The organism is Caballeronia sp. RCC_10 (assembly GCF_041360715.1).
GTDB classification, from domain to species: Bacteria; Pseudomonadota; Gammaproteobacteria; order Burkholderiales; family Burkholderiaceae; genus Caballeronia; species Caballeronia grimmiae.
The window spans coordinates 148,075-173,182 of sequence record NZ_JBFUPT010000011.1 but is presented as its reverse complement, the minus strand read 5'-3'; the positions used below and the strand labels follow the sequence as shown (position 1 = coordinate 173,182).

Genomic DNA, 25,108 nt, shown 5'->3' with positions numbered 1-25,108 from the left:
GGACGAGCGACGCAGCAATGCGTCGTTTGTCTTTGAGGTCTCAACCGGGCCGCGCTGCGCGCCCCGAGCGTTTCACGGCGCCGTCCGCAGCATCACAGCTTCAGGCGGTGTCAGTCTTTCACAGCGTGCCGGCGCATCGGGCCGGCACTCGCCACCATCAGCGAGTCGCGAACATGGCTGTCAACTTCCCCTCGATCGATCCCGCCGCGCTACATCCGGTTCCAGGCGTCACGCTAGGCTGGGCCGAAGCGAACATCCGCAAGCCCAATCGCAAGGACGTGCTCGTGATTCGCGTCGATGAAGGCGCGACCGTCGCGGGCGTGTTCACGCAAAACCGCTTCTGCGCCGCGCCGGTGACGGTGTGCCGCGAACATCTGGACGCAGTGCGCGCCGGGGGCAAGGGCGTTCGCGCGCTGGTCGTCAACACGGGCAACGCGAACGCCGGTACCGGTGAGCCGGGCATGGCGCACGCTCGCGAAACCTGCGCCGAACTCGCGCGTCTCGCGGGCGTCGACCCGCAGCAGATTCTGCCTTTCTCGACCGGCGTGATTCTCGAGCCGCTGCCGATCGATCGCCTGAAAGCCGGTCTGCCCGCCGCGCTCGCCAATCAGCAGCCCGCTCACTGGTTCGACGCCGCGCAAGCCATCATGACGACCGACACGCTGCCGAAAGCGTCGTCGCGGCAAGTGCAGATCGACGGTCACACGATCACGCTGTCCGGTATCAGCAAGGGCGCGGGCATGATCAAGCCGAACATGGCGACGATGCTCGGCTTCCTCGCCTTCGATGCCGCCGTTGCGCAGCCGGTCCTCGACGAGCTCGTGAAGCACGTGGCGGATCGCTCGTTCAACTGCATTACCATCGACGGCGATACCTCCACGAACGATTCGTTCATCCTCATCGCGTCGGGGAAGTCGAGCCTGCCCGCGATCACGTCGACGGATGCGCCGGCCTGCGCCGCGCTGCGCGACGCCGTGACGGCCGTGGCGCAAGAACTCGCGCAACTGATCGTGCGCGATGGCGAAGGCGCGACGAAGTTCATGACGATCACGGTCGAAGGCGGCAAGGATGTTGCTGAATGCCGCCAGATCGCCTACGCAATCGGTCATTCGCCGCTCGTCAAAACCGCGTTCTACGCCTCCGATCCGAACCTCGGCCGTATCCTGGCCGCCATCGGCTATGCGGGCGTCACGGACCTCGACGTCGGCAAGATCGACCTGTATCTCGACGACGTGCTCGTCGCAAAGGCCGGCGGGCGCAATCCCGAGTATCGCGAAGAAGACGGCCAGCGCGTGATGAAGAAAAGCGAAATCGCGATTCGCGTCGTGCTCGGCCGTGGCAACGCCGAGGCAACCGTCTGGACCTGCGACCTTTCGCACGATTACGTCAGCATCAACGCCGATTACCGCTCGTAACGCGCGCTGAACCGGCGCGCAAAGAAAGAGACATGGACAAACTCGAACAATTTCTCACGCGCGCCGAAGCGGTTCTGGCGCGTATCGAAGGCATGCTGCCGCCTGCCGCGCCCGATATCGACTGGCAATCCGCGGTGGCTTTCCGCTGGCGCAAGCGGCAGGGGCGCGGTTTTTTGCAGCCGGTGCCCGCCATCTCGGACATTTCGCTCGACGACCTGCAGAACATCGATCGTCAGAAAGGGCTCATCGAGCAAAACACGCGGCAGTTCGTGAACAAGCTGCCCGCCAACAACGTGCTGCTGACGGGTGCGCGCGGAACGGGCAAGTCCTCGCTCATCAAGGCCTGCCTGAATGCGTACGCGAAAGACGGCCTGCGTCTGATCGAAGTCGACAAGGACGATCTCCACGATCTCGGCGATATCGTCGATCTGATCTCGGCGCGGCCCGAGCGCTTCATCGTGTTCTGCGACGATTTGTCGTTCGAGGAAGGCGAATCGGGCTATAAGGCGCTGAAGGTCGCGCTCGATGGATCAGTGGCCGCCCAGTCGGACAACGTGCTGATCTACGCGACGTCGAACCGCCGCCATCTGCTGCCCGAGTACATGAGCGACAACGAGTCGTACAAGCACATGCCCGACGGCGAGATTCATCCGGGCGAAGTCGTCGAAGAGAAGATTTCGTTGTCCGAGCGTTTCGGGCTGTGGGTGAGCTTTTATCCGTTCAAGCAGGACGACTATCTGACGATCGTCGGCCACTGGCTGAAGCACTTCGGTTGCGAGGCGGCCGAAATCGAAAGCGCGCGCGGCGATGCGCTGGTCTGGGCGCTCGAGCGCGGTTCACGATCGGGCCGCGTGGCGTGGCAGTTTGCGCGCGACTGGTCGGGCCGCAAGCAATGAGCGGCATGAACGAAGCACGAACGGACGTCGCGCCCGATGGCCGCAAGGTGACCGAAGTGGCCGTCGGCGTGATGGTTCAGCCGGACGGGCGCTATCTGCTCGCGCAGCGGCCCGACGGCAAGCCGTATGAGGGCTATTGGGAGTTTCCGGGCGGCAAGCTGGAAGCGGGCGAGAGCGTCGAGGCGGCGCTTTCACGCGAACTGCACGAGGAACTGGGCATCGACGTGACCGCGTGCGAACTCTGGCGCACGCTGGAGCACGACTATCCGCATGCCTACGTGCGTCTCTTTTTCTGCAAGGTGACCGGCTGGAGCGGGACGCCCCGTGGCCGCGAGGGGCAGGCGATCGCGTGGCAGGCGCTTCCGGTGACGGTCGCGCCGCTTCTGCCCGCCGCGATTCCGGTGTTGAACTGGCTCGCGGCGGAAGCGGAGCGTTGAAGCCGCGAGGGCGCTAGTTGAGGCCGCCGTGCGAATCGTCGTCCGGCGGCGTTTCCTGCGAATTGCCCGCAATCTTGTACTTCTCGGCCGCCCAGGCGCCGAAATCGATTTGCTTGCAACGCTCGGAGCAGAACGGACGATAGCGATTTTCTGGGACCCAGCGCACTTCCTTGGCGCAGGTTGGACATTTGACGACAGTGGTCATGACGGTGAGGCTTGGCGAGTTGAGCCGGCGTTTGATCGACAATCGACTATATGAGGCCGGACCGCGCGGTTCAAAGGCTGCAAAGCGTCAGATGAAACGGGACGTCGACATCGACGGGGCGCGGTTTCAGATCGCCGTCCTGCACGGTGAAACGCACCCACAGCATGTACTTGTTGGCGCTCGCTTCGGGAATGACGCGCACTTCGGGCGACACGCGCACCTGCATCAACTGGTAGGTGCGGCCCGAGAGCATCTGCTGGTAGCTGCCCTGCATCGCCATGACCTTCGACGCCTGGCCCGACTCGCGCGCAAGCCGAAGCACGATGGCAGCGGCGTCACGCAGGGCGAGCATCGGCATGACCCAGCTCGCGATGTCCTGACGGCGCTGTTCGACGGGCAACTGCTGCCACGCGTAATACGACGGCAGATCGAACTTGCAGGTGCCGCCGGGGATGATCGTGCGGCTGCGGATGCTAGCAAGCCATTCGTTGTCCGCAAGATGCTGGCCGGTCTTGCCGTGCATGTCGCCCAGACCGGCGAGCGTTTGTTCAATTTCGCCAAGGACGGCTTCCAGCGCTTCCTGCTCGATACCCGGATTGCCGCGAAACGGCGCGAGCGTCTGACGCTGGCGCTCCAGTTCCTTCATCAAGTCTGCTTTGAGGTCCGTGCGCCCCGCGACTTCCGAGATTTCGAAGAGCGTGGTCAGCGCCACATGATGCTCCCGAGGGTCTTCCTGCGTCAGGAAGAACGTGAAGCGCTCGAACAAGTCTTCGAGACGCAGCAGCGTCCGGATTCGCTCGTTGAAGGGATACTCGTAAAGGATCAAGCGCGCTCGCCTCGGCGTGGGTCGGTTGCTTCCATGAGCGGAAGTCAGCACATTCTAATGCCGCATCCGAACCCTAGCAAATCGCGCCACATTCTCGCCGCATTTACCGCTTTTCCCGGCAAAATCCGCAACTTCTTCGATATCCAACACTCGAAAACCGTCACCCCGCGAGTTCCAGATATCGCGCGTGGAGTTCGTCGACCTGAGCTGCGAGTGTTTCGAGCGTGGCCGCTTCATCGTTCAGCACGATGTCGTCTGCCGCCGCGAGCCGCGTTTCGCGCGATGCCTGCTTCGCGATGATCGCCAGCACCTGCTCGCGCGGGAAGCCGTTTCGCCGCATGACGCGCTCGATCTGCGTCTCCACCGGGCAATCGACGACGAGCACGCGCGACACCCGCGAAGCCCAGTTCCCCGATTCGACGAGCAACGGCACCACGACGATGTGATACGGGCCGCTCGCCGCCTGGCGCTGACGATCGGTCTCGGCGCGTATCAGCGGGTGCAGGATGGCTTCCAGGCGGGCTTTGGCGGTGTCGTCGGTGAAGACGAGTTCGCGCATGCGGGCGCGGTCGAGCGAGCCGTCGGGCGCCAGGAAGCCGCTGCCGAATTCGCTCGCGATCAGCGGCATCGCGACGCCGCCCGGCGCCGTCACCTGATGCGCGATGACGTCCGTATCGATGAGCGGCACGCCGCGCGCCGCGAACAGGTCCGCGACCGTGCTCTTACCGCTTCCGATACCGCCCGTCAGCCCGATGCTGAACATCCGCAGCTCCTTGTCTTCATCCGAACAATGCGTAAAGCGGCGTGCCGACGAACAGCGTGATCGCCCCGCCCGCCGCAAGGAAGGGCCCGAACGGCAACGGCTCTTCGAAGCGCATGCGGCCCCGCCACGTTGCGACGATTCCGAAAACCGCGCCCGCCACCGCCGAGATCAGGACTACTTGCGCGAGCGAGGCCCAGCCGAGCCATGCGCCGATTGCAGCCAGCACCTTGAAGTCGCCGTAGCCCATGCCTTCGACGCCGCGCGCCAGTTTGAAAATCCAGTACACGCACCACAAAAAGACATAGCCCGCGATCGCGCCGGTGACTGCGTCGTGAAGGGTCGCGAATCCGCCTTCGCCCAGATTGACGATCAGCCCGGCCCACAGCAGCGGCAGCGTCAGCACGTCGGGCAGATAGCGCGTGTCGTAATCGATGAGGCTCGCAGCCAGGAGCGTCGCGCACAGGCCGAATGCCGCGAGCGCCGGCCAGTCGGGCCCGTAAGCGTAAAGCGAGAGTGCTGCCAGCGCGGCGGTCGCCAGTTCGATCAACGGGTAGCGCGGACTTACGCGCGCGCCGCACGACGCGCATCGCCCTTTCAGCGCGAGGTAGCTCAGGACCGGAATGTTCTCCCATGCACGCAGCACGTGACCGCAGTGCGGACATGCGCTGCGCGGCACCGCGAGATTGAAGCGCGCGGGATACGCGTCGGCGGGCGCTTTGGAAGCATCGGGCACGGCGGCATCGAATTCGGCGCGCCACGCGCGTTCGAGCATGACCGGCAAGCGATGCACGACGACCGTCAGGAAGCTGCCGATGACCAGCCCGAACACGACGGCGAACGCGTATTGCGCGACGACCGGCAAAGCCGCGAACGGCGCCAGGTAATCGCTCGCATGGTGTGCGGCGGACGGATCGAACGGAGGCTGCATGATCTGGATGCGATGTCGTTGGCCCGCGATGCTACACCACGTTGCCGAGCTGGATGATCGGAAGATACATCGCGATGACGAGGCCGCCCACCAGCGCGCCCAGCACCGTGATGACGAGCGGTTCGCACAGGCTCGCGAATGCGCCGATGCGCTCGTCCACCTGACGATCGGCGAGCGCGGCGAGATCGAGCAGCATCGCGTCGAGCGAGCCGGATTCTTCCGCGACGGCGATAGGTTGCACGACGTCCCGGGGAAAGCAGCCGAGCGCGCGCATCGCGAAAGCCAGACGTTCGCCGTTGCGCAGGCGCGCCGCGATCTCGACGGTCGCGCGGTCGAACACCTGATTGCCGGTGGCGTGCGCGAGGGAATCGAACGCGTCGGACAGCGGCGTGCCGGCCGCGAGCAAGGTGCCGAGCGCGCGGCTCCATCGGGCGACGGCGAGCGACCGCAGCAACGCGCCGACGATCGGCAGCTTCAACGTAATGCGGTCCGCGGTTTCCCGGGCGCGGGGGGAACGCCGGAGCCATCGCGCACCGGCGAGCACCGCGCAGACGCAGAACGCCGCGAACGGGACGGCGTGATGCGCGACGGCATCGGACAACGCGAGCACGAAGCGCGTCGGCGCAGGCAGCGCGGCGCCGAAGCCATCGAAGATCGTCTTGAATGTCGGCACAACGCCGATCAGCAGGCCCGCCGTGATCGCGAGCGACAGCAGCAGCACCATCACCGGATAGGCGAGCGCGGCGCGCAACTTCGCGCGCTGGGCGCTGGCGCGGTCCTGATCGTCGGCGAGCCGCGCGAGCACGGCGGGCAACGCGCCCGCCACTTCGCCGACCGCGACGAGCTGGCAATAAAGCGCGCCGAACGCCCCCGGATGACGCGTGAGCGCCGCCGAAAAGGGCACGCCCCGTGTGATGTCGCGTGCAAGCGATCGCACGATGCGCGGCAGGCCGCCACGTTCGCCCGAGTCGCCGAGCATTTCGAGTGCGCCGGCGAGCGGCAATCCCGCGCGCAACAGACCGGCAAGCTGACGCGTGAAAACGCCGACATCCGCCGACGATGCCTTGGCCGGCGGCGCGTCGCCGAGCGCTTCGAGTTCGAGGACGATCACGCCGTCCCGTCGCAACGACGCGCGCGCCGAAGCGGCATCGGCCGCGATCAGCTTTCCGCTCATGCGCGCGCCTTCCGCGTCGATGCCGCGCCAGCCGAAGCGGACGTCCGATGATCCTTGCGCGCTCATACGATCTCCGTCGCGTCCACGGCTTCCGCGACGCTCGTCACGCCCTCGCGCACGCGAGCGAAAGCGGCGTCACGCAGCGCGGGCATGCCTTCCGATTGCGCGAGCCGAGAGATCGCATGCGTCGCCGATCGCGCGACGATGAGTTCGCGCATCGCATCCGAAACCGGCATCAACTGATGCACACCGATTCGCCCGCGATACCCGATGCCATGACACGCCGGACAGCCGCGCGGCTCGAACGGACGAAAGCCGTCGTCGAGCGTGAGCGCCGAACGCGCACGGCAGGTCTCGCACAGCTTGCGCACCAAGCGTTGCGCGGTCACGAGGCGCAGCGCCGACGCGAGGTTGTACGGCGCCACGCCGATGTCGATGAGGCGCGCGATGGCGGCGGGCGCGTCGTTCGTGTGAAGCGTCGAGAGCACGAGATGGCCGGTCTGCGCGGCCTTCACCGCGACGTCAGCGGTCTGGGCGTCACGAATCTCGCCGACCATGATGACGTCGGGGTCCTGCCGCATGAACGCGCGCAATGCCACGGCGAAGTTCAGGCCGGCCTTTTCGCGCACGCTGACCTGGTTGATCCCGGCGAGCTGAATTTCGGCCGGGTCTTCGACCGAGCAGATGTTGCGCGCTTCGGCGTTGAGCATCTGCAGGAAGCAATAGAGGGATAAGGTCTTGCCGCTGCCCGTCGGCCCGGTGACGAGAACGAGGCCATGCGGCGCGCGAATCGCCGATTCGACGACGCGGCCTTGCGCTTCGCTCAGGCCGAGCGCGCCGAGCGAAAGGTCCGGCGGCAGCGCATCCAGCCGACGCAGCACGAGCTTTTCACCGAAGAGCGTCGGCAGCGAATTCACGCGATAGTCGCCGGTCTGTCCGCCGCCAAGCGCGAGCCGCAGCCGGCCGTCCTGCGGCACGCGGCGCTCGGCGATATCCATGCGCGCCAGCACTTTGATGCGCGTCACGAATGCATCGCGCAAATGCGGTGGCGGGCGGCGCAGCACGTGTAACGCGCCGTCGACACGCAGCCTGATGCGCCAATCGTGCTCGGACGGCTCGACGTGGATATCGGACGCGCCGCGCTCGGCCGCTTCGCGCAAGGTGTTCGCGAGCAGCGAGACGGCGGGCGAGTCCGGATCGGATGCGGTGTCGAGAGAAGGTTCGGCGGCGCGGAAGGCGGAGATCATCGGAGCACGGTGCGAAATGAGATGAGCCGATCATCCCGCGCCCGCTTGCCCGCGCCTACTCGTCCGAATGGCTAACGCAGCACGCGCTTGCCCGGCGTCGGCGGGCGGAAGATTTTGACGGTGCGGATCGACTGATCGTCGCTGCGCAGGACTTCGAAATGAACGCCCGCAATACGCACCGATACGTCGCCGTCCGGAATTTGTTCCAGCGTTTCGAGGATGAGCCCGTTTAGCGTCTTGGGCCCGTCCGTCGGCAAGCTGAGCTTTAGCCAGCGGTTGAGTTCCCGCAGGGGCATGCTGCCCGGGACGATGCACTCGCCGTTATCGTCCCAGCCGCGCGAGCCAGCGCCCCGCGGAATCGTCGTTGTGAACTCGCCGATGAGTTCCTCGATGATGTCTTCCGGCGTAACGAGGCCCTGCAACTCGCCGTATTCGTCGACCACGATCGCAATGCGTTGGCCGCTCTCCTGAAAATATTGAAGCTGCTGGAAAACCGGCGTGCCAGCGGGAACGAAGTAGGGTTCCATGAGCAGTTCGCGCAGCGTTTCGCGCTCGAGCTCCTGGTTATGCAGCGCCGACAGCGTCTTGCGTACGTGCAGGATGCCCAGCACGCGGTCGATGTCGCCCTGATAAACAACGAGCTTGTTGTGATAGCAGGTTTCGAGCTGGTGCAGGATCTGGTCGAACGGCGCCTCGAAGTCGAGCGCTTCGATGCGGCGGCGGGGAATCATCACGTCATCGACGGAGATGTTTTCCAGATCGAACAGATTCAGCAGGATGCTGCGGTGCTTGGTCGGCATGAAGCTGCCGGTTTCCAGCACGATGGTGCGCAACTCTTCCGGCGACAGACGCTGATCGCGACCGCCCTTCGTGTTGATGTGCAGCGCGGCCAGAATGGCGTTGGCGAAGAGATTGACGAACCACACCAGCGGCCGCGCGATGCGCATGAGCGGCGAAAGCACGAGGCTCGCGGGCAGCGCGACCTTCTCGGGAAAGGTCGCCCCGACGATCTTCGGCGCGATCTCCGCGAACACGATGATCAGGAAAGCGATCACGCCCGTCGTCACCGACAGCACCATGTTGTTGTGACCGAACGTGCGCAACGCGATCGACGTCGTGAGCACCGGGATGATCGTGTTGATCAGGTTGTTGCCGATGAGGATGACGGACAGCAGCTGATCGGTCTTCGCAAGGAGGCCCTGCGTGGTGCGGGCGCGCAGCGATCCCTGGCTAGCCAGAAATTTCAGCCGATGGCGGTTGAGCGCCATCATCGACGTTTCGGAGATCGAAAAAAAACCGGAAAGAATGAGAAGCAGGAAGATGGCGCAGATTTGCGCCCATAAGGGAAGGTTGTCCACGCGGTGATCGAGTAGAAGCGATGATGAAAGGGACTATAGCAGACGGCTTTCCCGCTTCGCCTCCCGGCCGATCGGCCAGGCATCGGCCAGGCATCGGACAAGCATTAAGCAGCGGGCGCCGGAAAAGAAAAAACCCGCATGGCGGACCATGCGGGTTTTTGCAAATTCTGGTCGGGGTGAGAGGATTCGAACCTCCGGCCTCTACGTCCCGAACGTAGCGCTCTACCAGGCTAAGCTACACCCCGAATTCAACTTAACTAGACGTTTTGTGCGCTAAAGTCTCGTTTAAGACTGTCTCGCCGTCGAGTAAGAACATAATTCTAGCAGGCTATCTTTGAAAATGGAACTGGGGAATGACGAAATCGCATCGGCGGCGGCCTGTGCTTCATTTCGCGCGCATTGCAACGTGTGATCGAGCGCACCGGACGTGGTGATCGCGTGGAAGATCGTGTCGAAGCGATCCGTGCCGCCTTGCTCGATGGCTTCGCGTGCGAGCGCCGCCTGTTCCGGCGTGCCGTGCTCCATCAGATAGATGAGCGGCAGCGTCGGCTTGCCTTCGCGCAAGTCGTCGCCGGCATTCTTGCCCATCGATTCGGGCGTGCCCGTGTAATCGAGCCAGTCGTCCATGATCTGGAACGCCGTGCCGATACGCCGGCCAAACTCTGCCGCCGCCGCTTCCGTGCGCGCATCCACGCCCGACAGCACCGCGCCGAGTTGCGCCGCCGCCTCGAAAAGCTTCGCCGTCTTGTAGCGGATGACCTGCATGTAACGCGCTTCGTCGACGTCCGGGTCGTGCATGTTCAGAAGCTGCAGCACTTCGCCTTCGGAAATGATGTTGGTCGCGACAGAAAGAATTTCCATCACGCGCATCTTGCCGACGCTCACCATCATCTCGAACGAGCGCGAATAAAGGAAGTCGCCGACCAGCACGCTCGCCGCGTTGCCGAACAGCGCGTTCGCGGTCTTGCGGCCACGGCGCAGATCGGATTCATCGACGACATCGTCGTGCAGCAGCGTTGCGGTGTGAATGAATTCGACGACCGCCGCGAGTTCATGGCGATGCCCGGTCGTATCGCCCAGCGCGCCCGACACGAGCAGCAGCAACGCCGGACGCAGCCGCTTGCCGCCCGCGCCGATGATGTACTCGGAAATCTGATTGATGAGCATCACTTCTGATGCCAGGCGCTGCCGGATGACGCGATTGACCTGCTGCATGTCCTCGGCGATCGGGGCAAGCAGTGCGGCGGCGTCGGGGGAAGAAGTGGCGGTGGACGACATGATCGGCTAATAAGGTAATGCGGCGGATTATAAGGCGAATCGGCGCGGCGACGGGTGCCGCGGCGCTCGAGGGTCGCGTGAGCGGACGCAATCGCGATCGGATCGGGGCGAAATCGCAGAAGATCGGGCACGGATGCCGCACGCCGGGTACAAACGGCAAATGTCAATGCCTTTTGACGCGCTGCCTAACCCTATGTATAATCTCGTGTTTTCCGCGCGTGGTGCGTGGGAAAACGAAATTCTGAGTGAGGTTCTCAATGTACGCGGTCATAAAAACCGGCGGCAAGCAGTATAAGGTTGCCGTTGGCGAAAAATTGAAAGTAGAACAGATACCGGCAGACATTGACGCTGAAATCACGCTCGACCAGGTTCTCGCAGTAGGCGAAGGTGAATCGATTCAGTTCGGTACACCGCTGGTCAGTGGGGCTTCCGTCAAGGCTACCGTCGTGTCCCAGGGTCGTCACAAGAAAGTGACCATCTTCAAGATGCGCCGCCGGAAGCACTACCAAAAGCACGCTGGCCATCGCCAGAACTACACCGAACTGCGCATCGACGCGATCAACGCTTAACGCGTCGCGCACAACGGTAAAGGAGCTATAGCAAATGGCACACAAAAAAGCAGGCGGGTCTTCCCGCAACGGCCGCGATTCGGAATCGAAGCGCCTCGGCGTGAAGGTTTACGGCGGCCAGGCAATCAACGCGGGCGGCATCATCGTTCGCCAGCGCGGCACGCGCATGCACCCGGGTGAAAACGTCGGCATCGGCAAGGATCACACGCTGTTCGCGCTGACCGACGGCCACGTCCAGTTCACGACGAAGGGCGCAGCGAAGAAGCACACGGTCGTCGTCGTCCCGGCAGCGTAAAACCTACGCACGGGCTTCAGGACCGCAAAAGGCCCCGCGAAGTTCGCGGGGCCTTTTGCATTGGTGCGCGGAAAACGCCGCATCGACAGAATTCACGGTTATCGATGACCGGCAGCCGCCGGTCACGGCAAAATAGCGGTTCGGCTGCAGCTACGGCGTTATCGCCGGGGCGGCCTCATCGCTTGGAAACACGGGACGGAGCAACGCATGAAGTTCATTGACGAAGCGAGGATCGAAGTCATCGCCGGCGACGGGGGAGATGGCAGCGCGTCGATGCGCCGCGAAAAGTTCGTCCCGTTCGGCGGGCCGGACGGCGGCGACGGCGGGCGCGGCGGCAGCGTCTACGCGGTCGCGGATCGCAACATCAACACGCTGATCGACTACCGGTTCGCGAAAAAGCATCAGGCGCGCAACGGCGAGAACGGGCGCGGCGCCGACTGCTATGGCAAGGGCGGCGAAGACATCACGCTGCGCATGCCGGTCGGCACGATCATCTCGGATCAGGAAACGGGCGAAATCATCGCCGATCTGACCGAGCACAATCAGCAGGTCCTGATCGCGCAGGGCGGTGCGGGCGGCCTCGGCAACCTGCATTTCAAGTCCAGCACGAACCGCGCGCCGCGTCAGAAGACCGATGGCAAGCCGGGTGAGCGTCGCATGCTCAAGCTCGAACTGAAAGTGCTGGCGGACGTGGGCTTGCTCGGCATGCCGAACGCGGGGAAATCGACTTTCATCTCGTCTGTTTCGAACGCGCGGCCCAAAATTGCCGATTATCCATTCACGACGCTCGCGCCGAATCTCGGCGTGGTGCGCGTCGGGCCGAGCAAGAGCTTCGTGATCGCGGACATTCCGGGGCTGATCGAAGGCGCGGCGGAAGGCGCGGGGCTGGGGCATCGCTTCCTGCGGCATTTGCAGCGCACCGGGGTGCTGCTGCATCTGGTCGACCTGGCCCCGTTCGATGAAAACGTCGATCCCGTCGCCGATGCGAAGGCGATCGTCGGCGAACTGCGCAAGTACGACGAGGCGCTCTTCGAGAAGCCGCGCTGGCTCGTGCTGAACAAGCTCGACATGGTGCCCGAGGACGAGCGCGAGGCGCGCGTGAAGGACTTCATCGAGCGTTTCGAATGGGACGGCCCGGTGTATGAAATCTCCGCGCTCACCGGCCAGGGCTGCGAGGCGCTGACCTACGCCATCTTCGATTACATCTCGCAGCACTCCGACGCCTCGCGTGCGGCCGAGGCGGAAGATCTCGCCGCCGACGTGCGCTTTCGTGACGACGCCGCGAGCAAAGAAGCCAACGAGTAACGAAGCGACCCGCTGAAACGGGCCGCGACACCCGAGGAGAAAGCGCACGATGCGTTCGGTCATCGCCGCTGCGAAGCGAATCGTAGTGAAAGTGGGGTCTAGTCTCGTCACCAACGACGGGCGCGGACTGGATCACGCGGCCATCGCCCGCTGGGCGTCGCAGATCGCGGCGCTGCGCGAGCAGGGCAAGGAAGTCGTGCTCGTCAGTTCGGGTGCGATCGCGGAGGGCATTCATCGGCTCGGCTGGAGCAAGCGGCCGCGCGAAATCGACGAACTTCAGGCTGCCGCCGCGGTCGGGCAGATGGGGCTCGCGCAGGTCTACGAGAGCAGCTTCGGCGCGCACGGCATCCGCACTGCGCAGATTCTGCTCACACACGCCGATCTGGCCGATCGCGAGCGTTATCTGAACGCGCGCTCGACGCTGTTGACGCTGCTTCGCCTCGGCGCGGTGCCGATCATCAACGAGAACGACACCGTCATCACCGACGAGATCAAGTTCGGCGATAACGACACGCTCGGTGCGCTCGTGGCGAATCTGATCGAAGGCGACGCGCTCGTCATCCTCACGGATCAGCGCGGCCTCTTCACCGCCGACCCGCGCAAAGATCCAAGTGCAACGCTCGTCGAGCAAGCCGATGCAGGCATGCCCGAACTCGAGCAGATGGCCGGCGGCGCGGGCTCGAGCCTCGGGCGCGGCGGCATGCTGACCAAGATTCTCGCGGCGAAGCGCGCGGCGCATAGCGGCGCGAACACGGTGATCGCGAGTGGCCGTGAAGCCGATGTGCTGACGCGGCTCGCTTCGGGCGAGATGATCGGCACGCAACTGATCGCGCGCACCGCACGCATCGCGGCGCGCAAACAGTGGATGGCCGATCACTTGCAGGTGCGCGGTCACGTCGTCATCGATAACGGCGCCGTGCAGAAGCTCACGGCCGACGGGAAGAGCCTGCTGCCGATCGGCGTCGTCGATGTGAAGGGCGCGTTCGGTCGCGGGGAAGTGATCGCGTGCGTCAACGATCAGGGGCAGGAAGTGGCGCGCGGCATCACCAACTACAGCAGTTCGGAAGCGCGGCTGATCCATCGGCGGCCGAGCGGCGAAATCGAAACCGTGCTCGGCTATATGCTCGAACCGGAGCTGATTCATCGCGACAATCTGGTGCTGGTCTGACATCCGCAGCCATAAAGACAAAGCCCGCTGAGCCGAAAGGCCAGCGGGCTTTTTACTGCCGAACGAGCGGCGAAACCGTCAGCGCAGGTTGATCGAACTCTGCGTGCGCTTGTACTGAATGTTCTCGACGATCTGCTTCGCATTGCCGACAGGCAGCTTGCTCGTGCAGAAGTAGTCCTGATACAGCGCCGCCTGATAGGCGTTCAGTTCGCCGTTCTCGATGCGCCGGAAATCGAACGTCGCGCCGCGATCCCAGCCGGTCTGCGCGTCGTCGATGCTTGCGTAGCGCCGCCATTCGTAGGTATCGCAGCGGATGCCTTCGTAGTTCACGTTGCGCGCCCCGCCCGGACTCGTCGCGACGACGACGTATCGCACGACGCCGTCACTGCCGACGGTAAGCGAAGTCTTGTCGACGGCGAACGTCAGCGGCGTGTTCTGCGAGACGTTGAACGGCAGCAGATTGGACGCTTGCGGCAGCGGCGGCAGCGTATCGACCTTGTTCTCGACCCATTCCGACTTCCGGTCGAGTAGATACGTGAACACGCCGTCATCCTGATTGGACGCGGACGGAGCTTTGGAGCTGGAGCAGCCGGCGAGCGCGGCGAACACGGCCACGGCTACCGCAGATGAGACGATGACTTTCAATTCGATGTTCCCGATAAACGGATGCGCGGGCGGCAAAGCGCCCGGCACCGCGAGCAATGCTCGCGGTGCCGGGTTCTTCGAAGTGCCGAGTGTCAAAATGGACGAAGACCGGCGCCGATCAATCGCACGATGCGCGCGTTGCGATGATCCGCACGTCTTCGCTGATCGTGCATTCTGCCTGAACCGCAGCGCCAGCGGCGGTTACGGCAGGTGCTTCGATCGTCATCGTCTGGACGACGCGTGGATAGCGCGGCCCGTGATGCGCGGCGCGTTCGCCGCGAGCATTGGTTCTCCGCAAGAAGCGGGAAAGCTCGGTGAGAGCAAGTTGATAAACGTCGCGCTTGAACTCGATGACCGCATCCAGCGGTACCCAGTACTCATTCCAGCGCCAAGCATCGAATTCCGGATGGTCCGTCGCGCGCAGGCAAATGTCACAGTCGCGCCCCACCATGCGCAGCAGAAACCAGATCTGTTTCTGACCGCGATAATGTCCGCGCACTTCGCGCTTGATGAACTTATCCGGCACCTCATAACGCAGCCAGTCGCGTGTGCGACCGACAACTTTCACGTGTTCAGGCAGCAGGCCGGTTTCTTCGTGTAACTCCCGATACATTGCTTGCACGGGGGTTTCGCCGTATTTGATACCCCCTTGCGGAAACTGCCAGGAATGTTCACGCAGCCGCTTGCCCCAAAACACTTCGTTGCGCGCGTTCAAGAGGATGATGCCGACGTTCGGGCGAAAGCCTTCACGATCCAGCATACAACCACCTTCGAATCCTTTAAAATTGCTTTGATTATAAACAGATAACGGACCCGGCGCATCGGTTTCAACCCGCGGCGGCCGCTGCGTTTCAGGGCAGAAATGCGCTGAAGTGCGAGGAATCTTTGCCACGCGACCGGGAAGGCGGCAGAATCTTCTTCTTGCCGGCCGGAGTCAGTGCGTGCCGCGGTTCACGCAAACCGTCCACCGTTCCGTTGTTCACCCGTCTTGCCAGCCTCGTGGCCACATGGTTCGAGGCGCGCGCCGCTTTTGGAAAATTTCTGAATGAAAGCATCCCGTTTCTTCATCGGCACCCTGAAGGAAGCCCCCGCCGACGCCGAGATCGTCAGTCACAAGCTGATGATGCGCGCCGGCATGATCCGTCGCGTCGCGGGCGGTATCTACGATTACATGCCGATAGGCCTGCGTTCCATCCGCAAGGTCGAAGCCATCGTGCGTGAAGAGATGAATCGCGCGGGCGGGCTCGAATTGCTGATGCCCGCCGTGCAGCCCGCCGAGCTGTGGCAGGAATCCGGCCGCTGGGAGCAATACGGTCCCGAACTGCTGCGCATCAAGGATCGCCACGAGCGCGATTTCGTCGTCGGGCCGACGCACGAAGAAGTCGTGACCGACATTGCGCGCCGCGAGATCAAGAGCTATCGCCAGTTGCCGGTCAACTTCTATCAGATTCAAACGAAGTTCCGCGACGAAATCCGCCCGCGTTTCGGCGTGATGCGCGGCCGCGAATTCATCATGAAGGACGCCTATTCCTTCGATAAGGACAGCGCCGGCCTCGCCGAGTCGTACCGCAAGATGTACGACGCGTACGTGCGCATCTTCACGCGCATCGGCCTCGAATTCCGCGCGGTCGCGGCGGACAACGGTTCGATCGGCGGCAGCGGCTCGCACGAATTCCACGTGATCGCCGAGACGGGCGAGGACGACATCGCGTATTGCCCGACTTCGGACTTCGCCGCGAACGTCGAAGCCGCGGATGCGCTGCCGCTGATCGCGCAACGCGCCGCGCCCACCGAAGCGCTCAAGAAGACCCCGACGCCCGGCAAGGCGAAGTGCGAAGCGGTCGCCGAGCACCTGAACATTCCGCTCGAAAAGACCATCAAGTCGATCATCCTCGCCACCGACAACGAAGGCGCGGAACCGACCATCTGGTTGCTGATGCTGCGCGGCGACCATTCTCTGAACGACGTCAAGGTCAACAAGCTGCCGGGCCTCGCGGGCTATCGCTTCGCGACGGAAGCGGAGATCGTCGAATGGTTCGGCACGCCGCCGGGCTATCTGGGACCGATCGGCACGAAGAAGCCGGTGCGCGTGATCGCGGACCGCACGGTGGCGAACATGAGCGACTTCGTCGTCGGCACGAACGAAGTCGATTTCCACACGACCGGCGTGAACTGGGGCCGCGATCTGCCGGAACCGGAAGTCGCGGATATCCGCAACGTCGTCGCGGGCGATCCTTCGCCGGACGGGAAGGGCACGCTCGAAATCTGCCGCGGCATCGAAGTCGGGCACGTGTTCCAGCTCGGCACCAAGTACTCGGACTCGATGGGCGCGACGTATCTCGACGAAAACGGCAAGCCCGCGCCGATGCTGATGGGCTGCTACGGCATCGGTGTGACGCGCGTGCTGGGCGCGGCGATCGAACAGAACTTCGATGACAAGGGCATCATCTGGCCGGAATCCATCGCGCCGTTCGAGGTCGTGATCTGCCCGATGGGTTATGACCGCAGCGACGCCGTGCGCGAGCAGGCGGACAAGCTGTATGCGACGCTGACTGAAGCGGGCATCGACGTGATTCTCGATGATCGCGGCGAGCGTCCCGGCGTGATGTTCGCGGACTGGGAACTGATCGGCGTGCCGCATCGCATCGTGATCGGCGATCGCGGGCTGAAGGAAGGCAAGCTCGAATATCAGGGCCGCCGCGATACCGAAGCCACGCTGCTGCCGGTGGAAGAGGCTGCGGGCGTCGTGACAGGCAAGGTGCGGGCCGCCCTCGCGAAGTAATGCAGTACAACTTCCTGTCTGCGACGGTCCTGCTGCTGCTGATCACCGATCCGCTCGGCAATATCCCGATCTTCATCAATGCGCTGCGGGGCGTCGCCATCGAGCGGCGCCGCATCGTGGTTCTGCGCGAAGTGGCGATCGCGTTCGGCATCCTGCTGTTTTTCATGCTGGCCGGCGACCGCTTCCTGCGCGCGATGCATCTGACGGATTTGTCGCTGCGCATCGGCGGCGGGATCGTGCTGTTTCTAATCGCGCTGCGGATGATCTTCCCGCATCCGGACGGCCCGATGGGCGGCGACTCGCGCGGCGGCGAACCGCTGATCGTGCCGCTCGCAATTCCCGCGCTCGCCGGGCCTTCCGCGCTCGCGACGGTGATGCTGCTGACATCGCAGGCGCCGGGGAAAATGGTCGAATGGATCGGCGCGCTCACGGTCACGATGATCGTGTGCGCGGTCGTGCTGATTCTCGCGGAGAAGATTCAGCAGTGGCTCGGCGAACGCGCGGTGACGGCGTTCGAGCGCCTGATGGGGCTGGTGCTGGTCGCGATCTCGGTCGAGATGATGCTCGAAGGGATACGGACCTTCGTGCATCAGTTATGAAAAAAGCGGCCTCGGCCGCTTTTTGTTTGACGTTCGCTTGTGACTGAGAAAAACCGCTGGCGCGGCCCTTGAGACGAACTCGGGAAACGAAGCGCTTACGCGCCTTCCGTCAACGCCCGGATCGTCGGCAGATTCCGCCAGTATCCCTTGGCATCCATCCCGCAGCCGAACACATAGCGATCCGGCACTTCGAAGCCGCAGAAGTCGGGGCGCAGCGGCTTCGCCTTCGGGATGATCTTTTCGCACAGCACCGCCGACAGGAACTGTTTCGCGCCCATCGCCATGATGCGGTCGCGGATGGCGGCCATCGTTTCGCCTTCGTCGAGAATGTCGTCGAGCACGAGCACCACGCGATCCTTCACCGATTCCGCCGGCGCCACGCGCCATTGCATTTCGCTGCCGCCCTTGATGGCGTTGCGGTAGCGCGTCAGGTGGATGTAGTCGAATTCGAGCGGGAAATCGAGGTGCGGCAGCAGCATGCCGGTAAACACGGCCGCGCCCCCCATGACCGAGAGCACGAGCGGGAAATCTTCGCTCGTCGCCGCCTTGATGGCCGAAGCCATGCGCTCGATCGATGCGTTGACTTCGGCAGCCGAAACGATCTCTTCCGAGTGGCTATAAATATGGAGGGCTTCTTCGCGATTCATAGGGAAAGCGGGGGAGGCTGACTGCTTGCTGTGGAGAAAAACGGCGGCGCGCACCTTATCATAAACCCGCGTCTCGTCGCCGCACCGGCGAAAAAACGCGGGTTCGATGCAACGCGATCAACGCATGCCCGGCATCATGCCCTTCATGCCGCGCATCATCTTCTGCAGGTTGCCGCCCTTGAGCTTCTTCATCATGCCGCGCATTTGCTCGTACTGGTTCAGCATGCGGTTCACTTCCTGCACGTGAACGCCCGCGCCCGCCGCGATACGACGCTTGCGCGCAGCCTTGATCAGCTCCGGCTTGGCGCGCTCCTGCAACGTCATCGAGTTGATGATGCCTTCCATGCGGCGCATCTGCTTCTCGGCGTTGTTCATGTCCGCGCCTTGCGCGGCTTGCTGGAACTGCGCGGGCAGCTTGTCCATCAGTGACGACAGACCGCCCATCTTCTTCATCTGCGACAACTGCGCCTTGAAGTCGTTCAAGTCGAAGTCGCCGCCTTTCTTGACCTTGTCGGCGAGTTTCTGCGCGGCGGCGGTGTCGACGCCGCGCTGCGCTTCCTCGACGAGCGCGAGAATGTCGCCCATGCCGAGAATCCGGTTCGCCATGCGATCCGGATGGAAGACTTCGAGACCATCGAGCTTTTCCGCGACGCCGACGAACTTGATCGGCTTGCCGGTAACGTGACGCACTGAAAGCGCCGCGCCGCCGCGCGAGTCGCCGTCGAGCTTCGTGAGCACGACGCCCGTCAGCGGCAGCGCGTCATTGAACGCCTTCGCGGTGTTGACGGCGTCCTGACCGAGCATCGCATCGACGACGAACAGCGTCTCAGCCGGCTTCAGCAGCGCATGAAGCTCGCTGATCTCGTTCATCATCGCTTCGTCGATGCCGAGACGGCCGGCCGTGTCGACGATCACGACATCGTGGTAATGCCGCTTCGCCCAGTCGATCGCCGCGCGCGCGATGTCCGCCGGTTTCTGATCCGGCTCCGACGGGAAGAAGTCCGCGCCGACCTGCTCCGTGACCGTCTGCAACTGGCGGATAGCGGCGGGGCGGTACACGTCGACGGAAACCGTCAGCACTTTCTTCTTCTGCTTTTCGCGCAGCAGTTTGGCGAGCTTGCCGGTGGTCGTCGTCTTGCCCGCGCCTTGCAGGCCGGCCATGAGGATGACCGCGGGCGGCGTCACCGCGAGATTCAGTTCGGCGGCCTTGCCTTCGTAGTCGCCGCCGATGACCGCGGTGAGTTCGCGCTGCACGACGCCGACGAGCGCCTGACCCGGCGACAGGCTCGACAGCACTTCCTCGCCGAGCGCCTTTTCCTTCACCTTGGCGATAAACTCGCGCACGACCGGCAGCGCCACGTCGGCTTCGAGCAGTGCGAGACGCACTTCGCGCAGCATTTCCTGCGTGTTGGCCTCGGTGAGCCGGGCCTCGCCGCGCAGCGTCTTGACGACGCGCGCCATCCGTTGAGTGAGGTTGTCGAGCATGGGGAATGTAGAGAGTGCGGCCCTTGTTTTCCCGCGACGTGAAGACGGCTTCGCAGCGATGCGCTCTATTCCGGCGCAAGGGGGAAGACGTCGCGGGTTCGGGGCCTAGTGTAAACTTCGAACATGGATATTGTACTGTATGCCCTCACTGCGCTTCTCTACGGCGGACTGGCCGTGGCGGGCTGGCGCGCGCATCGTCATACGGGCGTCGAGCCGGCGCTGGCGGGCGTGCCTGCGGGCGTGGGCGCGATGCCCGCGGCTGCATCGAAGGCCTCCGGCATGAGCGGCGTCGGGCGCGCGCTACTATTAATAGCGTTGCTCGTGCACGGCCTCTTGCTCCACACGACCATCTTCCCGCAGAACGCGATGGTGTTTGGCTTCGCATTCGCGCTTTCCGCGATGTTCTGGCTCGGCGCGGGCATCTACTGGATCGAGAGCTTTTTCTTTCCGCTCGACGGCTTGCGCCTGCTCGTGCTGCCGCTTGCGTGCGTGGCGTCGGTCCTGCCGCTCGTGTTCGGCGGCGTGCGCGTGCTGTCGTATTCCGCCGCGCCGATGTTCAAGCTCCACTTCCTGATCGCCAACATCGCGTATGGGTTGTTCGCCATCGCCGCGCTGCACGCCATTCTGATGCTCATGCTCGAACGTCGCCTGCAGCGCATGCGCGGCCTCGCGATGCGCCACTCGGGCAACAACGGCTGGCTCGCGAGCTGGCTCGACACCTTGCCGCCGCTGCTCACGCTCGAGAAGCTGCTGTTCCGGCTGATCGGCGCGGGCTTCGTGCTGCTGACGCTCACGCTGGTGTCGGGGATCGCGTTCAATGAGCAACTGGTCGATCGCGCGTTGCGCTTCGATCACAAGACCATCTTCGCTTTCCTCTCCTGGCTGATGTTCGGCGCGCTGCTCACCGCGCGGCGCATCTCCGGCTGGCGCGGGCGCGCCGCGCTGCGCTGGGTGCTTGCTTCGTTCGTGGCGTTGCTGCTCGCGTATGTCGGCAGCCGGTTCGTGTTCGAAGTGCTGCTGCATCGCGCCGTCATCTGAGCGGGCGACTCCACTTTTCCAGTCGATGCGAAACTTCATTCTTCTGATCGTCCTCTTCTTCGTCACGCAGTGGCTCCTCAAGAAGCTGCGCCGCGCGAATCAGCGTGCGCAATCGGGCGCGACGGGCGCGGCGGACTCCGCTGGTTCGACGAGCTCGCGCGCCCGCAACGGCGCCGCAGCCAGCGACGCCCCGCAACTCGCCGATCCGCTCATCCGCTGCGCGCAGTGCGGCGTGCATACGCCGCGCAGCGAAGCCATCGTCGTGGCGGGAGAACGCTTCTGCTGCAGCGATCACGCACGCCGCCACGCCAACCGTCCGACCGGCCGCGACGCACGATGAGCGATTGAGCGATCGAGCGATCAAGCGCGGCCGATCAGGACGCGCATCGCATTTCAAGCGATCGCCACCGCGCGTCGCGGTCATCGTTTTTCTCATTTCAGCCCACCATCTGAGCAACCCCGCGAACCGCGACTGCGCGCCGCGTAAAGTCTTTCTCGCTGCGACGCAGCAGCGTCAGGCTCGATGCCTTGTCGTGCTTCGGCGTCGCAGAAGTCAACCCCGCGAAGGCGTTTCGTCAGCAAAAAAACCTTTTTGAGACCGTGCGAAGTTACACTATACTTGGTGCTCGCAGACGTAATTTGCACTATATCTTGTGTTGTTGAGGCGGCGCCCGCTCCTACGAGCCGGCGCCGTTGGCTTTCCGGCGCAAGAGAACGTTCGGCTGGCCGGGGCGCTTTCCGGCGTCGAAAAACGGCGAACCGTATCGAGCGCCGGCAAGCATCACCGTGAAGAAGGCAGCAAGTGAACGCGCGTCGCGTCGGCCGATAACCGCGCGCCAACGCGGGCCCCGCACGCGGCGCCAAGAACAGTGCGGGCCGACATCGCCGCGAATCGCGTTTCAGGGCTTGCCGGCTTCACGGCCGACGTCACAGCCCCGCTTCACCGCAAAAAAACACCGCGCGTTGCACCGTCATCAGATGGCGCGACACGCGCGGCACAAGTGATAAATCCGCGGATCATCCGCACCATTCGAACACCAGGAGTTTTGCACATGCAAACCACCGAGAACGCCACGTCTTCCTTCGAAGGCGCATCCGCACAGCCCGCGGGCGGTGCGCAAGGCCAGGGCGCGCAAGCGCTCGCGCCCAACACGACGTTTGCCGACTACAAGGTCATCCGTCGCAACGGAAGCGTGGTGTCGTTAGAGCCGTCGAAGATTTCCATCGCCGTGACGAAGGCGTTCATCGCCGTCAATGGCGGGCAGGGCGCGGCTTCGGCGCGTGTGCGCGAGCTCGTCGAGCAACTGACGCAAGCGGTCGTGCGCGCGCTGGTGCGCAGCCGTCCGCACGGCGGCACGTTCCACATCGAAGACATTCAGGATCAGGTCGAACTCGCGCTGATGCGCGGCGGCGAGCACAACGTCGCGCGCGCCTACGTGCTGTATCGCGAGAAGCGCACGCAGCAGCGTTCGCAAGAGCGCTCGGCCGCGCAGGATGCGCAGTCGCATGAAGGCGGCGTCATCAACGTGACGGACAACGGCGTGACGCGCCCGCTCGATCTAGAAGCGCTGAAAGGGCTGATCGTCTCCGCATGCGCGAATCTGGGCGATGCGGTGTCCGCCGACCCGATCGTTGCCGAAACGGTGAAGAATCTGTACGACGGCGTGCCGATGAGCCAGGTCTACGACTCGGCCATTCTCGCGGCGCGCACGATGATCGAGAAGGACCCGGCATACAGCCAGGTCACGGCGCGCATCCTGCTGCACACGATCCGCCGTGAAATCCTCAGCGAAGAAGTGACGCAAGCCGAAATGGGCGAGCGCTACGCCGAATATTTCCCGCAGTTCATCAAGCGCGGCATCGAAGCCGGCCTGCTCGACGAGAAGCTGCAGCAGTTCGACCTGAAGCGCCTCGGCGCCGCGCTCGACGCGAATCGCGACCTGCAATTCGGCTATCTCGGCTTGCAGACGTTGTACGACCGCTACTTCCTGCACGTCGACGGCACGCGCATCGAGTTGCCGCAGGCGTTCTTCATGCGCGTCGCGATGGGCCTGTCGCTCAACGAAATCGACCGCGAAGCGCGCGCCATCGAGTTCTACAACGTGCTGTCGTCGTTCGACTTCATGTCGTCGACGCCGACGCTGTTCAACTCGGGCACGCATCGCTCGCAGTTGTCGTCGTGCTATCTGACGACGGTTGCCGATGACCTCGACGGCATCTACGAAGCGCTGAAGGAAAATGCGCTGCTCTCGAAGTTCGCGGGCGGCCTCGGCAACGACTGGACCCGCGTGCGCGCGCTCGGCTCGCACATCAAGGGCACGAACGGCAAATCGCAGGGCGTGGTGCCGTTCCTGAAGGTCGTGAACGACACGGCCGTCGCCGTGAATCAGGGCGGCAAGCGCAAGGGCGCGGTCTGCGCGTACCTCGAGACGTGGCACCTGGACATCGAAGAGTTCCTGGAGCTGCGCAAGAACACGGGCGATGACCGTCGCCGCACGCACGACATGAACACGGCGAACTGGATTCCCGACCTGTTCATGAAGCGCGTCCACGAAGGCGGCGACTGGACGCTGTTCTCGCCGGCCACCTGCCCGGACCTGCACGACCTGTTCGGCGCGGCGTTCGAAAAGGCGTACACGGCCTATGAAGACAAGGCGGCGCGCGGCGAAATCAAGCTGTTCAAGAAGGTGCCGGCGGCGCAACTGTGGCGCAAGATGCTCGGCATGCTGTTCGAGACGGGCCATCCGTGGATCACGTTCAAGGATCCGTGCAACGTGCGTTCGCCGCAGCAGCACGTGGGCGTCGTCCATTCGTCGAACCTGTGCACGGAAATCACGCTGAACACGAGCGACAGCGAGATCGCGGTCTGCAACCTCGGCTCCGTGAACCTCGTCGCGCACCTGACGAAGCAAGCCGACGGCACGCTCGCGCTGGATCACGAGAAGCTGAAGCGCACGATCAGCGTCGCGATGCGCATGCTCGACAACGTCATCGACATCAACTATTACGCGGTGGCGAAGGCGCGCAACTCGAACCTGAAGCATCGTCCGGTGGGCATGGGCATCATGGGCTTCCAGGACTGCCTGCACTTGCTGCGCACGCCGTACGCGTCGCAGGAAGCGGTGGAGTTCGCGGATCGTTCGATGGAAGCCGTCTGCTACTACGCGTACTACGCGTCGACGGAACTGGCGGAAGAGCGCGGCCGTTACGCGACGTATCGCGGCTCGCTGTGGGATCGCGGCATTCTCCCGCAGGACACGATCAAGCTGCTCGCCGAAGCGCGCGGCGGTTACGTCGAAGTCGATACGACCGAGACGATGGACTGGTCGACGCTGCGTTCGCGCATCGCGACGCACGGCATGCGCAATTCGAACTGCGTGGCGATTGCGCCGACGGCGACGATCTCGAACATCATCGGCGTGTCGGCGTGTATCGAGCCGACGTTCCAGAACCTGTACGTGAAGTCGAATCTGTCGGGCGAATTCACGGTGGTGAACGACTACCTGGTGCGTGACCTGAAGGCGCGCGGCCTGTGGGACGAGGTGATGGTCTCGGACCTGAAATACTTCGACGGCACGCTGTCGCGCATCGACCGCATTCCGGCGGACCTGCGCGCGATCTACGCGACGGCGTTCGAAGTGGATCCGAAGTGGCTGGTCGAGGCGGCGTCGCGTCGTCAGAAGTGGATCGATCAGGCGCAGTCGCTGAACATCTACATGGGCGGCGCTTCGGGCAAGAAGCTCGACGAGGTCTACAAGCTCGCCTGGCTGCGTGGCCTGAAGACGACGTATTACCTCCGCACGATGGCGGCGACGCACGTCGAGAAGTCGACTGTTGCGCACGGTGCGCTGAACGCGGTTCCTTCGTCGGGTTCCGATGGCGGCTTCGGTGCTTCGGGCGGCGGGGCATCGGCGGCGAGCGGTGCTGCGGGCGGTGGCTTCAACGCGGCCCCTGCGGCAGCGGCGGATGCACCGGAAGCCGATGGCCCGGTTTGCATGATGCGTCCGGGCGACGCCGGGTTCGACGAGTGCGAGGCCTGTCAGTAACA

The 25,108-nt window shown here is 63.9% G+C and carries 24 protein-coding genes and 1 tRNA gene; 12 read left to right on the top strand and 13 right to left on the bottom strand.

Annotation, left to right across the window (positions count from 1 at the left end; translation table 11 throughout):
• Positions 1-173: 173 nt before the first annotated feature.
• From argJ to AB6804_RS20235, 3 genes are read left to right on the top strand one after another with little or no spacing between them, the layout of a single operon-like run.
• Positions 174-1,415 carry a bifunctional glutamate N-acetyltransferase/amino-acid acetyltransferase ArgJ gene (gene argJ / locus AB6804_RS20245; RefSeq protein WP_370887954.1) on the top strand — a complete coding sequence of 414 codons (1,242 nt, stop codon included), beginning with the start codon at positions 174-176 and terminating at the stop codon, positions 1,413-1,415.
• Positions 1,416-1,447: 32 nt separating this feature from the next.
• On the top strand, positions 1,448-2,311 hold the full coding sequence (locus AB6804_RS20240) for an ATP-binding protein (protein WP_370887953.1): 864 nt from the start codon (positions 1,448-1,450) through the stop codon (positions 2,309-2,311).
• Positions 2,312-2,316: 5 nt separating this feature from the next.
• The gene (locus AB6804_RS20235) at positions 2,317-2,748 is read left to right on the top strand and encodes an NUDIX domain-containing protein (RefSeq protein WP_370887952.1); all 432 of its coding nucleotides are present in this window, start codon (positions 2,317-2,319) and stop codon (positions 2,746-2,748) included.
• A 13-nt stretch (positions 2,749-2,761) separates the two neighbouring features.
• Here AB6804_RS20235 and yacG read toward each other — a convergent pair whose 3' ends face one another.
• The 9 genes from yacG to AB6804_RS20190 form a co-directional block, all read right to left on the bottom strand.
• Complete coding sequence (gene yacG, locus AB6804_RS20230; RefSeq protein ID WP_035966849.1) at positions 2,762-2,953, bottom strand: DNA gyrase inhibitor YacG; 192 nt, start codon at positions 2,951-2,953, stop codon at positions 2,762-2,764.
• 70 nt (positions 2,954-3,023) lie between these two features.
• Positions 3,024-3,779 carry a cell division protein ZapD gene (gene zapD / locus AB6804_RS20225; protein WP_035966846.1) on the bottom strand — a complete coding sequence of 252 codons (756 nt, stop codon included), beginning with the start codon at positions 3,777-3,779 and terminating at the stop codon, positions 3,024-3,026.
• Between the two features lie 160 nt (positions 3,780-3,939).
• Positions 3,940-4,542 carry a dephospho-CoA kinase gene (coaE, locus tag AB6804_RS20220; RefSeq protein ID WP_370887951.1) on the bottom strand — a complete coding sequence of 201 codons (603 nt, stop codon included), beginning with the start codon at positions 4,540-4,542 and terminating at the stop codon, positions 3,940-3,942.
• A 16-nt stretch (positions 4,543-4,558) separates the two neighbouring features.
• Positions 4,559-5,470 (bottom strand): A24 family peptidase, encoded by a 912-nt coding sequence (locus AB6804_RS20215; RefSeq protein WP_370887950.1) that lies wholly within the window; start codon positions 5,468-5,470, stop codon positions 4,559-4,561.
• Between the two features lie 31 nt (positions 5,471-5,501).
• The gene (locus AB6804_RS20210; protein WP_370887949.1) at positions 5,502-6,710 is read right to left on the bottom strand and encodes a type II secretion system F family protein; all 1,209 of its coding nucleotides are present in this window, start codon (positions 6,708-6,710) and stop codon (positions 5,502-5,504) included.
• A complete protein-coding gene (locus tag AB6804_RS20205; RefSeq protein ID WP_370887948.1) occupies positions 6,707-7,891 on the bottom strand; it encodes a GspE/PulE family protein in 1,185 nt (394 codons plus the stop codon). Before AB6804_RS20205 ends, AB6804_RS20210 begins: the two co-directional genes overlap by 4 nt.
• Before the next feature lie 71 nt (positions 7,892-7,962).
• Positions 7,963-9,249 carry an HlyC/CorC family transporter gene (locus AB6804_RS20200; RefSeq protein ID WP_370887947.1) on the bottom strand — a complete coding sequence of 429 codons (1,287 nt, stop codon included), beginning with the start codon at positions 9,247-9,249 and terminating at the stop codon, positions 7,963-7,965.
• Between the two features lie 168 nt (positions 9,250-9,417).
• A tRNA-Pro gene (locus tag AB6804_RS20195) sits at positions 9,418-9,494 on the bottom strand.
• A gap of 40 nt (positions 9,495-9,534) precedes the next feature.
• The gene (locus AB6804_RS20190) at positions 9,535-10,527 is read right to left on the bottom strand and encodes a polyprenyl synthetase family protein (RefSeq protein WP_370887946.1); all 993 of its coding nucleotides are present in this window, start codon (positions 10,525-10,527) and stop codon (positions 9,535-9,537) included.
• 257 nt (positions 10,528-10,784) lie between these two features.
• On the opposite strand from AB6804_RS20190, the gene rplU reads away from it, so the two are divergent.
• The 4 genes from rplU (at position 10,785) to proB (ending at position 13,864) form a co-directional block, all read left to right on the top strand.
• Positions 10,785-11,096, top strand: coding sequence for a 50S ribosomal protein L21 (gene rplU / locus AB6804_RS20185; RefSeq protein ID WP_008342953.1), 312 nt, complete (start codon positions 10,785-10,787; stop codon positions 11,094-11,096).
• Between the two features lie 34 nt (positions 11,097-11,130).
• Positions 11,131-11,391 (top strand): 50S ribosomal protein L27, encoded by a 261-nt coding sequence (gene rpmA / locus AB6804_RS20180; protein ID WP_035966833.1) that lies wholly within the window; start codon positions 11,131-11,133, stop codon positions 11,389-11,391.
• Between the two features lie 207 nt (positions 11,392-11,598).
• Positions 11,599-12,696 (top strand): Obg family GTPase CgtA, encoded by a 1,098-nt coding sequence (gene cgtA, locus AB6804_RS20175; protein ID WP_035966831.1) that lies wholly within the window; start codon positions 11,599-11,601, stop codon positions 12,694-12,696.
• A gap of 49 nt (positions 12,697-12,745) precedes the next feature.
• A complete protein-coding gene (gene proB / locus AB6804_RS20170) occupies positions 12,746-13,864 on the top strand; it encodes a glutamate 5-kinase (RefSeq protein ID WP_370887945.1) in 1,119 nt (372 codons plus the stop codon).
• A 78-nt stretch (positions 13,865-13,942) separates the two neighbouring features.
• On the opposite strand, the gene AB6804_RS20165 is transcribed toward proB, so the two are convergent.
• On the bottom strand, positions 13,943-14,509 hold the full coding sequence (locus AB6804_RS20165) for a CNP1-like family protein (protein WP_035966914.1): 567 nt from the start codon (positions 14,507-14,509) through the stop codon (positions 13,943-13,945).
• Between the two features lie 118 nt (positions 14,510-14,627).
• Positions 14,628-15,269 (bottom strand): RNA pyrophosphohydrolase, encoded by a 642-nt coding sequence (locus AB6804_RS20160; protein WP_244794746.1) that lies wholly within the window; start codon positions 15,267-15,269, stop codon positions 14,628-14,630.
• 285 nt (positions 15,270-15,554) lie between these two features.
• Between AB6804_RS20160 and AB6804_RS20155 the strand changes: the two genes are divergently transcribed.
• Both AB6804_RS20155 and AB6804_RS20150 read left to right on the top strand, forming a co-directional pair.
• Complete coding sequence (locus AB6804_RS20155) at positions 15,555-17,291, top strand: proline--tRNA ligase (RefSeq protein ID WP_370887944.1); 1,737 nt, start codon at positions 15,555-15,557, stop codon at positions 17,289-17,291.
• Complete coding sequence (locus AB6804_RS20150; protein WP_035966826.1) at positions 17,291-17,890, top strand: MarC family protein; 600 nt, start codon at positions 17,291-17,293, stop codon at positions 17,888-17,890. Before AB6804_RS20155 ends, AB6804_RS20150 begins: the two co-directional genes overlap by 1 nt.
• A gap of 95 nt (positions 17,891-17,985) precedes the next feature.
• Here the strand turns inward: AB6804_RS20150 and AB6804_RS20145 are convergent, their stop codons facing one another.
• Positions 17,986-18,537, bottom strand: a complete 552-nt coding sequence (locus AB6804_RS20145; protein WP_370887943.1) for a hypoxanthine-guanine phosphoribosyltransferase — start codon at positions 18,535-18,537, stop codon at positions 17,986-17,988.
• A gap of 117 nt (positions 18,538-18,654) precedes the next feature.
• Positions 18,655-20,022 carry a signal recognition particle protein gene (gene ffh, locus AB6804_RS20140; RefSeq protein ID WP_035966823.1) on the bottom strand — a complete coding sequence of 456 codons (1,368 nt, stop codon included), beginning with the start codon at positions 20,020-20,022 and terminating at the stop codon, positions 18,655-18,657.
• Positions 20,023-20,145: 123 nt separating this feature from the next.
• On the opposite strand from ffh, the gene AB6804_RS20135 reads away from it, so the two are divergent.
• The 3 genes from AB6804_RS20135 to AB6804_RS20125 all read left to right on the top strand — a co-directional run bounded on the left by AB6804_RS20135 (position 20,146) and on the right by AB6804_RS20125 (position 25,106).
• Complete coding sequence (locus tag AB6804_RS20135; RefSeq protein ID WP_370887942.1) at positions 20,146-21,060, top strand: inner membrane protein YpjD; 915 nt, start codon at positions 20,146-20,148, stop codon at positions 21,058-21,060.
• Between the two features lie 25 nt (positions 21,061-21,085).
• Positions 21,086-21,400, top strand: coding sequence for a PP0621 family protein (locus AB6804_RS20130; RefSeq protein WP_035966817.1), 315 nt, complete (start codon positions 21,086-21,088; stop codon positions 21,398-21,400).
• Between the two features lie 712 nt (positions 21,401-22,112).
• Positions 22,113-25,106, top strand: coding sequence for a ribonucleoside-diphosphate reductase subunit alpha (locus AB6804_RS20125; RefSeq protein ID WP_370887941.1), 2,994 nt, complete (start codon positions 22,113-22,115; stop codon positions 25,104-25,106).
• The last annotated feature ends 2 nt before the right edge of the window (positions 25,107-25,108 follow it).